The organism is Idiomarina fontislapidosi (assembly GCF_003226255.1).
In the GTDB taxonomy this organism is placed as follows: domain Bacteria; phylum Pseudomonadota; class Gammaproteobacteria; order Enterobacterales; family Alteromonadaceae; genus Idiomarina; species Idiomarina fontislapidosi.
This window is the reverse complement of the sequence record NZ_QJST01000001.1, coordinates 76,190-90,414: the sequence shown is the minus strand read 5'-3', so window position 1 is coordinate 90,414 and position 14,225 is coordinate 76,190. Positions and strand designations below refer to the sequence as shown.

The window sequence follows — 14,225 nt, the reverse complement described above, 5'->3', positions numbered from 1 at the left end:
TGCAATACACTGCGGATCAACCCACAAATTTGTAGGTTGTATAGCGAAAAAATATATTAGAACGCCAGCTTTTTCTGCAGTTGTAACTTAACATGATGCGGACGGTGTAAATCGACACACCGGCTATTGGGCGTGTAACTGGTCGGAGCCCCCTCCAGCACACGGCGCAAACCTTGCCCATCCATGGCTGCACAACAGCGCCGTATGTCCCGCAATATCAAGCCAACTTCTGACCAGTCTGCGGCCCACTCGGATGCTCGGCGAATTCGAGGATGCTGCGTGTTTTGATCGTTGTCACCAATAATCAGTTCCTCGTACAGCTTCTCTCCGGGACGGAGACCGGTAATAGCAATTTCAATATCACCATCAGGAAACGCTTCACTCTTCGGTGTCAGTCCCGAAAGTCGAATCATTTGCTGTGCTAAGTCGTATATTTTTATCGGTTCGCCCATATCAAGAACAAAGACATCCCCTTTATTACCCATCGCCCCCGCTTGGATAACCAATTGAGCAGCCTCTGGAATCGTCATAAAGTAACGGGTAATATCTTTGTGCGTCAGCGTAATGGGTCCACCTTGTTTGATTTGTTCGCGAAACTTTGGCACTACAGAACCTGATGAACCCAGCACATTGCCAAATCGCACCATACAAAACGCCGTGGTACTGGCGTGTTGAGCCAAACCTTGCAACACCAGTTCAGCCATCCGTTTAGTTGCTCCCATGACATTGGTCGGGCGCACGGCTTTATCGGTCGATACGAGAACAAATTTTTCAACACCAGCTTCTATCGCGGCTTCCGCCGTACAGAGAGTGCCCAACACATTGTTTTTTACCGCCTGTACGATATTCATCTCGACCATGGGGACATGCTTGTAAGCAGCTGCGTGATAAATCGTATCAACTCGGTGCGTATTAAGCACCGATCTTAATGTCGTCTCGTCCTGCACCGAGCCAACGAAGGGATAGATCGCGACTTCAGGCGACTGTTCACGCAATTCTTGGTCAATGTAATACAAAGCAGGTTCCGACCACTCAAACAAAATGAGCGCCTTTGGCTTCTGAAGTGCAACTTGGCGGCATAACTCTGAACCAATGGAACCGCCGGCGCCCGTAACCATTACAACTTTATCTTTTATATTTTTATTTAGCAGTTTTGTGTCCGGGGCGACTGCATCACGACCTAACAAGTCTTCAATATTGACCTCGCGCAGTTCATCAATGCGCGCTTCTCCAGAAACAATATCCGCCATACCCGGTATTGTCTGAACCGTTACAGGAAGGTGTGAAAGTTGATCAATTACACTGCGTCGTACACTTCGCCCAGCACTTGGAAAGGCGAGTAAAATACGTTCAACGTTATGCTCTTTTACTAACTCAGCGATTTTTGTTTGAGGGTAGACAGTCAGGTGTTGAATCAACGCACCGTGCAGGGTTTGATCATCATCAACAAACGCAATGGGGTGATAATCGTTGCCATGCATTAGCGCATGCGCAAGTTGTCGTCCGGCCTCACCGGCACCATAAATGATCACATTCGCTTTGGGTCGCGCTTGAATCTGCCTAAAAACAGAGCGCACACCAAATCTCGACGCACCGATAAAAATGAAAGCCGACAAACTGTATATGACGATGACGGTCAAGTTGGCACTAGTCTCAAAAGCCATATCAAATAATATCAGCATGAGAGTCGATGCCAAGACGCCGAGAACCACGGAAAATAGTGCTCTGATACCAATGTGGCGCGTGACCGCACGATACAACCCTAAACGATAAAAAAGAAGTACGGAAATGCCCGCCAAGGACATTACAAACAGTCCAGCTTTAATATCGTATGTCATATACAGTTGACGGCTTTCAACACTAACAGCAAACCAAAGTGCCAGTGAAATTCCTAATACATCCGCTGTAGCCGCCACTATACGTTTCAAGTTCCTGGGCCAAGCCAGAATCTTCAAAAGCATAATGCGTAAAATCCTTTTTAACCGATAAATCCATTTTGTCGGTGCAAAAGCATTTTATGCGCTAAGGACTATGAATAAGAACATATAAGTTCGTTATTCTTTACACCACATCAACTTGACGTCATGTAACGGCGGCATGTTGAACGAAGCCTTACTCAAAGACTACTTAATTTGCATACGTATTGATTATAAAACCTATGGTTATGGCCAAGTTCGACCCGCAACCGCGTCAGAACGACAAATCTGTTCACGTTGCTGCGCGACCTGCTGTTGTACCGTATTTGTAAAGTCGTAAATCTTTAATACGCGTTGATAGCGCGTCAAATACTGACAGTGAAAACGTGCATTAGGTGGCAGCCATTGCTGGGGGCCCTGCGCTCCTTTACTGCGATTCGTACCGTTGTCTACCGCAAACAAATTTACCGGGTCATTAGCAAAACGTTGACGTTTTTCGTCATCCCACGTATTGGCACCATTATCCCAAGCCCACTTCAATGGCACTAAGTGATCAATATCTAAATCGCTGGATGATAAAAATGTGCGATCAGTGTACGGATCTAGCCAACGACCGCGTGTGACACGACAACCATCTTGGCTGTAGCTCACCGAACGCGTAGATAACTGCTGCAGCAGCTCGTGACGCGTATTCATGCAGTCATTATCATCGTCCAACCAACGCCCAAAGGCAGAACGGTCATAGTCTTTATCCTGTGGTTGCTGTGTTTGCTGCGGTTGAACAGCTGGACGGTGGCCTTTGGGCAAACGCCCACCATTGGCTAAACACGCGCGTAAGCTATCGTAGGCGGTAAAATTTTTAGTACGCTGATAGTAGGGACTGGAGGGATCGTGGCAAATGCCCGAACGCGACTGCTTAATAACTGAATCGTCAAAGGGTGCAGCAACGCCAACGGAGACAAAGCTGCCCCAACCCAATAGGATGATAGCAAGAAAAAAGGGAACAACACGCATGGAATGGCTCCAAAGCCGAGTGATGTTCCCCTTTTACGCGAACTTATTTGTAAGTTCAAGCGTACAAACTACGACGCCGGGTCGGTTATAGCAATCAGTTATAATGTAAGCTCTGTAAGTTGCCCTTCTTCGTCCAGCCGATACACATACAACCAACGATTTTTAACCAGCGGCTTGAAACTGGGACTGGCATCCAACGCCTGATTAATCTGTTCGTCAGATGCATCAATAATCACCTGTAACCGGCACGGACGATGACGCCATTGCTCACCATCCCACACCGACTGTAACGATAAGCCAATGCGCAGATCGCCACTGTTCCCCTCAAATACACCGACGTTCTGCGCCACCCGGTTATGCAGCAACTTGTTACCACTGCCCAAACGCGTCGGTGCGGTGACCGATGTAAAGTACTGCCAGTTAATCCAGTGCGCGACAACACCTGGCGCACTGATCAACGCCGCCAAAATGCTCGCGTCTGGATCCTGCTGTGCATCATAATCGTGCAAGAATGCACGACCACCCAAATCAATCTCGGCACTGCGCGCGCGCGGTGCAAGCACCATCATAAAGTTGTCCGCTAACCCCCACTCAGGTCGAACTTCGGCCCAGTCCCTAGTCTTCTTAAATAAGTCTGCTAAACGATTCAATCCGGACCGCGTTTGTGGATATTGCTTATGCTCACGTACCGTCTCACTGGCGCGCTCAAAGGCGTTTTTGACAACATCAGGAAACTCACCACTCAAAGGCAGAATACGATCAGTGACGGTTTCATGCAGACCGGCATAAAACTGCGTATCCGCGGGTATCTCTATGCCCCGTTCCGCTAAAGCTGAGCGAATGTCCGCTTGATTCAATAACTGGCACATGAGTCGCGCATTAATCGCACCACTTTGACCGCCACAGGCACCACAGTTCATCGCCGCGCGTTGCGGATTATTCTCGTGATGAGAACTATGCCCAACCCAGACAAAATGCTCGCCAAATTGCGTCAGCCCCAAGCTCGTCAACGTACCGGCTAATGCCTCAACCAGCGGCGTTTTCACCTGTGCAACGTCAATGTCTAACTGAGCGAGCGCAGTATCGGTTGACTCCACCTCACCATGCGCAGTAAATAAGCCGATACCTTTAGCTAAGCCCAGGACCTCAACCGCATTTAGGCTCGACGTCGGCGTATCCAGCAGTTCACCAATCGCCGTGATGGTGGCACCGGGTAACGCCACATCTTTTTCGGACACCCATATTTGCGGATTCAATAACCCAGGCAATTGCGGACGTTTACCCTGCTGCGATTTAAACCCAATCGGCAAGCCAAAAAAGCCCGCCACACCCAGACTTTTTATACCACTTTGTGTATCGAGCGCACGTCGCAATGGCTCAGAGCGCACATCAATACAAAAAGCCGCTTGTACGGTGGGGCGTTCCTCAACCACCGAGCCCACTTTAGGCGCTAAACGATAGCCTTGCAGCTGCTCACGTTCATACGCGCGCTGGCACTGCCAATGAATACGTTGCGACTGTTCAACCCGTGCACAATCTCGTTGACACCGCGCCGCCTGCTGGGCAAAGCGTTGGCTCAGACGGTTAAACAGATCGCTTGAGGTATCTTTTGCCCACTGCCATAACACATAATCCCACGCCAGACGGATACCCAACAACGACAACACCGGCTCGATATTATTCTGTGGTGTAGATGGATCCCAATCGCGGTAACGCAGCGCCGAAGACCAACCCAGAACATCAATCAGCAAGGCAAACAAATAATAGTTAAGCGCATCTTCACTGTAATGCTGCAACCAGTCATCGGCGAGCACCTGATACAGCTCAGTGATATCGTCTGGTAAGCCATCAAAGTAATGCGGCAGTTGACGTTCACCCATCAGCGTGGCGATACCCTTATCCTCGCGTACCACCGTTAACCACCCCAGGTACAAGCCATTATCGGGCTGCGATTCATCAACAAAACGTTCGGGGAACTCGGTGTGCAATCCGCAAAATTGGCTGATTTGCAGAACCACTTCATCCTGCCAGAGCATCTTGCGTTGTCGTGTCTGCAGCTGATCAACTATATCGGTGACATTAAACCAACGCGGTAAGCGTTGTGGCTCTGAAAGTTGCTTTATTGCATCGGTTGGTAACAGCGTATCGTCGAGTTTGCCTTGATGAAGCTGTTGACGGTAAAACGCCCGATCCATCACTAAATCAATGTCCGAAACATACTTCCAAATCGCCGACACTCGCTCAACCGGCTGGTCGGTGAAGAACCAACAGGGGTTCACTGCAATCGACTCAGCCAGCGGCCACATAGGAGCAACACGCGCACACTGTTGACGGGCCAGTTGGATAAACTCACTCATGACGTCGACTCCTCTTCCTGCACAGAATCATAGCGATGCCGCTCCTCGGGTCGAGGCCATAACCACAACGCAAGGCGGGTAAACCACTCATCGATATACAAACCCGCGTTTAACCGAATAAACCACCGCTGACTGACCTTATGCGCGACATGTTGTTCTAACCACCAGTAAAGTGCGACCAAAACAATGAACCACGCCGCCACCGCCAAATCGAGCGCAATATGCACCCGCCCGTCTTGCATCACTTGCGCAGCAGATAGGGTCAATGCGGTGTATAGTGCCACCCAAGCGATGGCGATAAGCACGCTCTTCAGCCAACTAAATTTGTGTGCCTGCGACATTAATAAGGTAATCGATAAGCTCAACAGGACCGCTGCGGTCGGCTTAAAGTGACCAAAGCTCAGCCATAACGCGCCATTAATCAGCACTAAGCTGAACATAAACCAGGCCAGCGTGACCCAGCTGTTACGCACCAGCACGTTGTGAATCGGGCGGACCGTGCCCGATGATAAAAAGGCATACGCTTTGTACAACGAATGCGCGACCAAATGCAGCAAGGCAAGGCTGTAATAACCCAGCGCAATCTCTAGCAACATTAAACCCATCTGCGCGCAAGTCGACCACGCTAAGCGGATTTTTATGCTGATGCGCGTCGACATGATTAAAATCGCCAGACCACAGGAAACAGCGCTCAACACACCGAGCAACCAACGCGCGGCTTCAGCCTCTGTCAGTAAAGGAGCAAAGCTCAGTAATAAGAAACCGCCAAGATTCACAATTCCGGCATGTAATAGTGACGATACCGACGTCGGTGATTCAACCACTTGCATCAACCAGCCATGAAACGGCATTTGCGCACAACTGAGTAACGCGGCAACGACCAAAGTCAGCATCGCCGCCATCGGCACCGTGCCGGTTTCGGCATAATGCGCCAACGTTCCTGTAATAGTGGCATCGCCCGACCACAAGTAAAACTGAACAAAACTAACCGCAAGCAACAGCTCAGTTAAACGTGCCGTAATCATTCGTTTGTGAGTAGCCAACACGGCGCGGGCGCGCTCAGGGTAGAACAACAGTAAGCGATGCAAGCAAATACTGATGCTCGTCCAACTCAACAGAAACAAAATAAAATGATTGGCAATCAGGGTGACTAACACACTGGCTAAACAGCCCAACATCCACCCCATCGCACGCGGCCGACTCGGCTCGAGCGCAAAGTTGCGCCACGTGTAACGCAGCACTACCCAGCTGAGTAAAGCGACCATCACTAACAAGGTCACTCGCAGTTCATCGATCTGAATCCAGTTCAACGTGGTTGCTCCCATCGTTTACCCTATTTAACTGTGGTTAGTATCTCGACTAGTGATAATTAAGTAAAATAGATATATATTATTATATTATTCTGTTTTTAAGAACATTTGGTTCAGCCATGAATTATCGTCACCTGTACTACTTTTGGTCGGTTGCCAAAACCGGTCACTTAACGCAAACAGCACAGCAACTGCACGTCTCTCAATCGGCGCTTTCGAGCCAGATCAAGCAACTTGAGGAGTGGTTGGGGCAAACCTTGTTTGAGCGTGAAGGTCGTCGCCTCAAGCTAACCCAGGCAGGCTACATTGCTAAACAATATGCCGACCGCATTTTTGCAGAAGGCCAAAGTTTGGTCGAGCAACTCAAGCAAGGTAAGACCAGTCAAGCCAGTGTGGTGCGTATTGGTCACGCATCAACCATGTCGCGTAACTTTGTTGAGCAATTCATCGCATCCTTAATGAGCCCCTCACCCCAACCGTTTCGCTTGCACTCCATGTCGACCCATCAATTACTCACCGAGCTTGCCGAGCACCGCATTGATATAGCGCTCGCCAATACCGATGTGGCGGGTCAAGATGAAGATATATGGCAAAGCCGACTACTCGCGCGTCAGCCAGTGTCAATTATTGGTGTGCCAGGTTTGCCGATAACGTCGCTCGATGATCCGGCACTGCGCAAGCGCTCGTGGGTACTGCCACCGACCAGCGCGCCATTGCGCTCCGGTTTCGATATGTTGGCGACTCAATATCAGTGGTCACCTCAGATTATCGCTGAGGCAGATGATATGGCGATGTTGCGGTTGTTAGCACGTGATGGTGGCGCGCTTGCGGTGATTCCTGACGTGGTGGTAAAAGATGAGCTGGACAGTCAACGATTGCAACGTTATGTCACATTGCCGAATTTATTTGAGCAATTTTATGCCATTACCATTAAGCAGCCGTTCCAACACCCGTGGTTGAATCGCTTGCTGGCGCGTTATGATTAGCGTGAGCGCGCCCGTTCAAATTCAGTGCGCAGTGCATCAAGCTCATCTTTGCTCAAGATTTGTTGGACACTGCGTGGCTGTGCACGACGATGCCAGCGGGTTTGAGCTCTACGCTTGAGAGTTTCATCGAGTTGTCGATTTATCGACGCCCAATCAATCGTCATGATCTGCTCCTTAGCTTAGAAGGTGTCACCGACGGCTCAGAGTTATTCGGGGGGTCACCCGAGCCGCCCGATGACCTCTAAACACTATGCCTTGAAGCCTTATTCAACAAGGTCTGAAACAGTAAAAGGTTCGTAAAGGTGAGTACTTACAAACGTGGTAAAAGCGATTCATTCATGACAGGTGCGACAATTTGTCACATGGTCAACAGCCATTAAGTTCGTAAACTGGTCGGCACATTCATTGTTGATTACGTGGAACTAAACGCATGCCGAGCACCTTTAAACCTGCCCCTGTTAGCCTGATTATGATGGCGACTCTGAGTTCACTGTCGAGTTATGCGCAGTCGCCTTCAGTCGAAACCGAAGTCATTGAGATCACAGGTCAACGCAGCCAAAATCCATTGGGCGATTTATCCAGTCAGTTGCGCGAACAAGGTGTGGAGTTTTCGGCCGCAGGTGGGGTGTCTGCGCTCCCAGTCATCAATGGCATGATGGGCGATCGCATCAAAGTGATCATCGATGGTGCCGAACTGACAGCCGCCTGCGCGAATCAAATGAACCCGCCCCTGTCCTACATATCGGCGAACCAAGTCGCATCAGCCCAAGTGATTGCCGGCATTACGCCCGTGCGCAGCGGGGGGGACAATATTGCGGGGGTTATTAATCTTGCACAAATGCGTGCACAGTTTGCCGATACCGAACAACTCGCTTGGCAACAAGGCTACTTCGCAGGCGAATACCAAAGCAATGGCGACAAATGGCTAGCCGGGACCGGCGCCCATTGGGCGAGCAACACATGGTCAGTTGACTACCAAGGTGCTTATGAGGAATCCAACAGCTATGAAGATGGTCACGGTGACACCGTATTGGATACCCTCTATCAATCGCACAATCATGCCCTCACTGTGGCATGGCGCGACAGTCAGCAGCAAGTGATCAGCAAACTCACCGCGCAAGCAATCCCCTATCAAGGCTTCCCCAACCAATACATGGATATGACCGATAACCAAAGTGTGGGCGCGCATATTAAGTACCAACGTCACTTAGATCAGGGCGCGCGCTTCACGGGCTACTTCAATTGGCAATCGGTCGAGCATGAAATGGGCTTCTTCACCGAAGAAAAGCCCGGCATGATGCCGATGATCACCGATGCACGCGACCGAAGTTACAAACTGCATTGGATGATACCGGTAACGTGGGCAGGCAAATACGCCAGCGAGCTGAACCTCGGACATGAGTTAGTCGATTACCAACTGAACGACTATTGGCCCGCTCTGGCCGATTCAATGATGATGGGACCTAACCCTTACATCAACATCAATGACGGCGAGCGTCGACGTGTTGCAGTGTTTGCCGATTCGGATATACAGATGACCAATGATTGGTTTATCAATGCGGGATTGCGTGTCGAGTATGTCCGCACCGATACCGGTCCTGTTCAACCCTACAATGACAACCCCATGATGGGGATGGCTAACCCCGATGCCGCCGCCGCTGCTGTGTTTAATCAGTCTGAGCGCGAGCAAACCGACACACTTGTCGATTACACCCTCGCGATTAAACATACACTCAACGCACAACAAAGTCTTGAATGGGGGCTGGCACAAAAGAACCGCGCACCTAACCTATACGAACGCTACAGTTGGGGGCAAGGTGTCATGGCGACCACCATGATAGGCTGGTTTGGCGATGGCAATGGTTATATCGGACGTATTGATCTTGCCCCTGAAACCGCACAAACCCTCAGTGCCAATTACCAAGTGGAGGCGAATAACGACGCATGGCACGTGTCCATAAGCCCCTTTTTCACGCAAGTCGATGATTATATTGATGCCGAAGTCGTCGGTACATTTAATCGCGGGACAACCCCTGCTAGCGCACGTAATATTTTACAAATGACCAATGTCGATGCCAGATTAAAAGGTGTGAGTGCCGAATACCGCCAGCGTTGGACCAAGGTATTCGGTGCCGATGAATGGCTGCTTAACGCGACCGCTCGTTACACCCATGGCGAACAAGATAACGGCAGACCGCTGTATCAAATTCAACCACTGACCGTGCGCTTGGCACTCACTCAGCAATGGCGTAACTGGCAGCAAAAGTTAACGGTTGAACATGTCGAAGACAAACATCGCGTTGACCCCCAGCGCTTAGAAAATCGCACCGAGGCGTATCAAGTCATCGATTGGCAGCTGAGCTACGCGATTAACAGTTGGCAGCTTAATTTTGCCATCACTAACCTGCTGGACGAGTATTATCAGCAGCCACTCGGCGGGGTTAATATTGCCGCGCAAAAAGCCGAGCAAAGCCAAGGCTTCGACAATATCGCCGGTGCGGGGCGTTCAATAAACTTTGGCGTCCGCTATACATTTTAAGTAAGCTTGCTAAGGGTTTTAAAGGACAGGCAACATCATGATTCTGCTTATTTGCATGGCGGTGTTAAGAGGGCAGCGTCTCAGTGTCATCGGCATGTTCGCATTGCTACTGCTCGAAATCGTAGCACTCAACTTATTGATCGCAATAAACGGCGGCGCCAGCAACCCTTTTGGTGCGGTCTTGCTGATTCCGGTTGTCATGGCATGCGTATGGTTACCGCGCCCCGTTGCGGTGGCAATTGTAATGTTGAGCATCGCTGCGCAATGGACCCAATGGCAGTTCACACCCATTGATCATAGTCACGCTATGTTAGCGCACGTGCAAGGTATGCTGCTCGGTTTTAGCATTACCAGTGTACTGATTATGACGGTCGTCTTTTACCTACGCCACCGCCTGGCTCAGCAAGAACATCAATTGCACGATTTACGTGAGAAGCAGCTACGAAACGAGCAGTTACTCGCAATAGGCACAGCCGCCGCACAGCTCACCCATGAGCTCGCCACCCCAACGCAAGCCGCGCAATGGCTCATCGAGGAAGCGTTGGAAAAAACGCACCCAGCGCCTGCCTGGTTGAACGATCTCAACACGCAATTTGCACACATACAACATAAGCTCGATCACTGGCGCCATGTCACCAACGATGTACGTCAGCAAAGAACCGTTAACCTCAACCTGCAGGCATTAGCAACCGATATCCAGCATGTGATGCAACTCGCCCGACCCGAGGTCCCGATTCACTGGCAGTTTGACGCCCTGATGGCCGCCGCGTCGATCAATGCTGACCGTACGCTTTTGCCAGCACTTAGTAATGTCATCGTGAATGCGTGCGATGCACAAAAGCGAGTCAGCGATGAACCGGTATCGGTGAACTTCACTTCACGTCAGCGTATGTTTTGCATCGAGGTGCGTAACCGCGGCAACTCAGCCCATCTCGACCAACTGGGTCAACGACTCCTGCCAAGCCATCAAGGCCATGGCGCTGGTGCGGTCATTAGCAACGCAACCTTAGAGAAATTTGGCGGAACACTGCGCTTTCAACAAAACCACAACGAGGTAGTCACTTGGATAACACTTCCCTTATCATCATAGATGACGATGCGAGCTACCGCGGTGTATTACAGCGTCGCCTCGCCCAAAAGACCGAGTTCGAGGTACTTACGTTTGCCTCTACCCGCGCGGCATTACAACACACGTCTCGACTCCGCTGCCATGGCATTATTCTCGACATGATGCTCGCGGGCGAATCAGGGTTAGATGCCATTGGCCAACTGAAGCAACACTTTGCACCCACCCATCTGATCATGTTGACTGGGTACGCAAGTATTGCAACGACCGTCGAAGCGATGCGTCGTGGTGCCACCGACTACCTTGCTAAACCGGTGGCATTGACGACATTGCTACAGCGGCTGCTCGCCTCAGAAGTCGCCGTTACATCGATATCACCAGCCGTAACGCTCACCCCCGCCCAACTGGAATGGGAGCACATTCAGCGAACGCTGCTCGATCATCGCGGCAACATCAGTGCAACCGCCAAAGCACTGGGGATGCACCGCAGAACCCTTCAACGTAAACTACAAAAGATGTCACCACGCGGATAAAATTCAATCAACATACGCTAGACATTTACCTCTTTTGTTTTATATTTGTTAAAGGGGAATTTAATAAATACTCTGCTTATCATATCTAGAGTATCAGAGGTAACGTTTATGCCATCGTCTCGGGCGACCACACTCAATCAAACGGGTTTGATGAACTCTGTTTCCGAGCGGGCATTTGATAACATCGCCTATATCGCCAAGCTAGCATTCAATACCGACATCGTACTGATCAGCTTGGTCGACGATGAGCGGCAATGGTTCAAAGCAAAGATAGGATTATCCCTGTGCGAAACCCCTGTAGATATCTCCATCTGTCAATTTACTATTCAAAGTGACGAACCCTTTATAATAAACGACGCGTTGACCGACAGTCGCTTCGCCAATAACCCATTAGTAACCGGTTATCCATTTATTCGCTTTTACTGCGGTATCGCACTGCATGCGCCCAATGGACAACGTATTGGCACACTTTGCCTCATTCATGGCTCGCCACGCACCATCAGCAGCCATGAACTCAAAATTCAGCGCCACCTCGCACACATGATCGAATATGAATTCATGCGGCGCAGCCGCGCGCCACTCGCCGATGCGGTGCAACCCAGTCGACTGAACGAAGTCATCATCAAAGCACAACATTTACTGTTGACCACGCATAATGACAAACTGACTTTCGACATTTTGCTGGATGACATCTTGAAGCTGACCTCCAGTGCCTTTGGCTTAATCGGCGAAGTGCATTACGACGACCAGCAGCAGCCTTATCTAAAAGTACACAGCTTGACCAATATTGCGTGGAGCGCCGAAACCAACGCACTGTATGAACGCAGCAAAAGCAGTGGGCTAGAATTTAGCAATCTCGACAACCTGCTCTGCAAGCCCTTGGTCACAGGCGAAGTCATCATTACCGATAATGCCACAGCCGACCCGCGCTCGGGTGGCACACCCTATGGTCATCCGCCGATCAAAAATTACGTGGGCATCCCCGTCTATTCGGGCGACACTATGGTTGGTTTAATCGGCCTCGCCAATCGCGTCGTTGAATACACGCAAGCCTTTGTTGACTCCTTACATGCACTGACTTCGGTTGTTGGGGTGTTAATCGAACGTAATCGAATGGTGCAAGAGCGCAAGCAGTTTACTGTGAGCCTCCAGCACGCTGCATTTCATGATGAACTCACCGGACTCCCTAATCGACGACAATTAGATAAAGAAATCAAAAAACTCACACAAGCGCTCGAACCTGCGCAATTTTCAGTATGCTACATCGATCTCGATGGCTTTAAACCGATCAATGACAATTACGGTCATGAAGTCGGCGATCGAATGCTCAAACTGGTCGCCGCGCGTATTAAGCACCTCATTACTTATAAAGACACAGTCGCGCGTATCAGCGGCGATGAGTTTGTGGTGCTGTTAAACCGGTCCGCTAAAACCGATGACTACCAGCGCATCATCGACACTATTGCGCAGCCTTATTCTATCGATGACATCATTATCATGGTATCGGCGAGTATGGGGGTCGCAGTCTATCCAAATGATACTCAAAATCCCGACCAACTGATTCGGTTTGCCGACCAATCCATGTACCAAGCTAAAGGAGAAGGAAAAAACCAAGTCAGTATTCATGATGCCAAACAGGCTTCTGAGCGCGAGCACAAAATCGAATTCATCAAAGAATGCCTGTACGCGATTGAGGATCGCCAAATTGAATTTGCATACCAGCCTAAGTTTAACTTAAAAACACAAAAGATGGTCGGCGTAGAGGTCCTATGTCGGTGGCGTCATAAAACCCGTGGTCTGCTCATGCCGAACGCGTTTATTCCACAAATCCAAGGGTCACAAGCCGCTGTTGCCTTAGATCACCACGTACTCAACGAGGCACATCAATTACAAGCATATTGGCGTCGGTCCGGGCGCGATCTGAATATCAGTGTAAATATCAGCGGTGATTACTTTAACAGTGATTTATTTAGACGCCGACTCGAAGCTATGTCAGAGTCTAATACTGACCAAGATAATGGCATTACGCTAGAAATTCTCGAAACCACCACCATCAACGATCTTGATGAAGCCGTTGATATACTCAAACGTTGTCGCCACTGTGGCTATCGTACCGCACTTGATGACTTTGGTACGCATTACTCATCACTCACCTACTTCAGACGACTGCCCGTCGATGAAATTAAAATCGATCGCAGCTTTATCACCAACCTGCAAACCAACACCAATGACGAGGCGATTGTCGAAAGTATTATTTATTTATCCCGCCGTTTTAACCGAGAGGTCGTCGCTGAGGGCGTCGAGACGCAAGAACAAGCCGACCATCTGCTGTCGCTCGGCTGCCATTTAATCCAAGGTTATCTCATATCACCGCCTGTTTCCTTGGAGGAATTAAGCTATAACGCCATAATGTCATAAAACCTTAACTTAAATCCTTATAATGAGTGGTCGATAAACAAGGAACCAATGGCTTCCTGAGTTGTTTATTATGCATCGCTCACCCT

10 protein-coding genes are annotated in these 14,225 nt (G+C 49.8%); 5 read left to right on the top strand and 5 right to left on the bottom strand.

The genetic code is table 11. From position 1 onward, the window contains the following. Positions 1-56 precede the first annotated feature (56 nt). From DFP83_RS00450 to DFP83_RS00435, 4 genes are all read right to left on the bottom strand, one after another. Entirely contained in the window at positions 57-1,928 is a 1,872-nt protein-coding gene (locus tag DFP83_RS00450; protein ID WP_244912971.1) for a polysaccharide biosynthesis protein, read from the bottom strand. Positions 1,929-2,162: 234 nt separating this feature from the next. Continuing rightward, positions 2,163-2,930 (bottom strand): HNH endonuclease family protein, encoded by a 768-nt coding sequence (locus DFP83_RS00445; protein ID WP_110572095.1) that lies wholly within the window; start codon positions 2,928-2,930, stop codon positions 2,163-2,165. Positions 2,931-3,028: 98 nt separating this feature from the next. After that, positions 3,029-5,287, bottom strand: coding sequence for a putative inorganic carbon transporter subunit DabA (locus tag DFP83_RS00440; protein WP_110572093.1), 2,259 nt, complete (start codon positions 5,285-5,287; stop codon positions 3,029-3,031). Beyond that, entirely contained in the window at positions 5,284-6,612 is a 1,329-nt protein-coding gene (locus DFP83_RS00435; RefSeq protein WP_110572091.1) for an NADH-quinone oxidoreductase subunit L, read from the bottom strand. The genes DFP83_RS00440 and DFP83_RS00435 overlap by 4 nt, the downstream gene beginning before the upstream one ends. 104 nt (positions 6,613-6,716) lie before the next feature. Between DFP83_RS00435 and DFP83_RS00430 the strand changes: the two genes are divergently transcribed. Next, positions 6,717-7,583, top strand: a complete 867-nt coding sequence (locus DFP83_RS00430) for a LysR family transcriptional regulator (protein ID WP_110572089.1) — start codon at positions 6,717-6,719, stop codon at positions 7,581-7,583. On the opposite strand, the gene DFP83_RS13525 is transcribed toward DFP83_RS00430, so the two are convergent. After that, on the bottom strand, positions 7,580-7,747 hold the full coding sequence (locus tag DFP83_RS13525; RefSeq protein ID WP_157981506.1) for a hypothetical protein: 168 nt from the start codon (positions 7,745-7,747) through the stop codon (positions 7,580-7,582). The genes DFP83_RS00430 and DFP83_RS13525 overlap by 4 nt on opposite strands. A 266-nt stretch (positions 7,748-8,013) precedes the next feature. Here DFP83_RS13525 and DFP83_RS00425 point away from each other — a divergent pair, with 266 nt between their 5' ends. From DFP83_RS00425 to DFP83_RS00410, 4 genes are all read left to right on the top strand, one after another. Further along, positions 8,014-10,122 carry a TonB-dependent receptor plug domain-containing protein gene (locus DFP83_RS00425; RefSeq protein WP_110572087.1) on the top strand — a complete coding sequence of 703 codons (2,109 nt, stop codon included), beginning with the start codon at positions 8,014-8,016 and terminating at the stop codon, positions 10,120-10,122. A gap of 37 nt (positions 10,123-10,159) precedes the next feature. Then, entirely contained in the window at positions 10,160-11,212 is a 1,053-nt protein-coding gene (locus tag DFP83_RS00420; protein WP_110572085.1) for a sensor histidine kinase, read from the top strand. After that, entirely contained in the window at positions 11,185-11,721 is a 537-nt protein-coding gene (locus DFP83_RS00415; RefSeq protein WP_110572083.1) for a response regulator transcription factor, read from the top strand. Before DFP83_RS00420 ends, DFP83_RS00415 begins: the two co-directional genes overlap by 28 nt. 108 nt (positions 11,722-11,829) lie before the next feature. Next, positions 11,830-14,139 carry a bifunctional diguanylate cyclase/phosphodiesterase gene (locus tag DFP83_RS00410; protein WP_110572081.1) on the top strand — a complete coding sequence of 770 codons (2,310 nt, stop codon included), beginning with the start codon at positions 11,830-11,832 and terminating at the stop codon, positions 14,137-14,139. Positions 14,140-14,225 lie beyond the last annotated feature (86 nt).

Excerpts from the sequence above, each read along its gene's own strand:
- DFP83_RS00425 (WP_110572087.1), top strand. The coding sequence starts at position 8,014 with ATGCCGAGCACCTTTAAACCTGCCCCTGTTAGCCTGATTATGATGGCG.
- DFP83_RS13525 (WP_157981506.1), bottom strand. The coding sequence starts at position 7,747 with ATGACGATTGATTGGGCGTCGATAAATCGACAACTCGATGAAACTCTC.
- DFP83_RS00410 (WP_110572081.1), top strand. The coding sequence starts at position 11,830 with ATGCCATCGTCTCGGGCGACCACACTCAATCAAACGGGTTTGATGAAC.
- DFP83_RS00440 (WP_110572093.1), bottom strand. The coding sequence starts at position 5,287 with ATGAGTGAGTTTATCCAACTGGCCCGTCAACAGTGTGCGCGTGTTGCT.
- DFP83_RS00430 (WP_110572089.1), top strand. The coding sequence starts at position 6,717 with ATGAATTATCGTCACCTGTACTACTTTTGGTCGGTTGCCAAAACCGGT.
- DFP83_RS00420 (WP_110572085.1), top strand. The coding sequence starts at position 10,160 with ATGATTCTGCTTATTTGCATGGCGGTGTTAAGAGGGCAGCGTCTCAGT.
- DFP83_RS00435 (WP_110572091.1), bottom strand. The coding sequence starts at position 6,612 with ATGGGAGCAACCACGTTGAACTGGATTCAGATCGATGAACTGCGAGTG.
- DFP83_RS00445 (WP_110572095.1), bottom strand. The coding sequence starts at position 2,930 with ATGCGTGTTGTTCCCTTTTTTCTTGCTATCATCCTATTGGGTTGGGGC.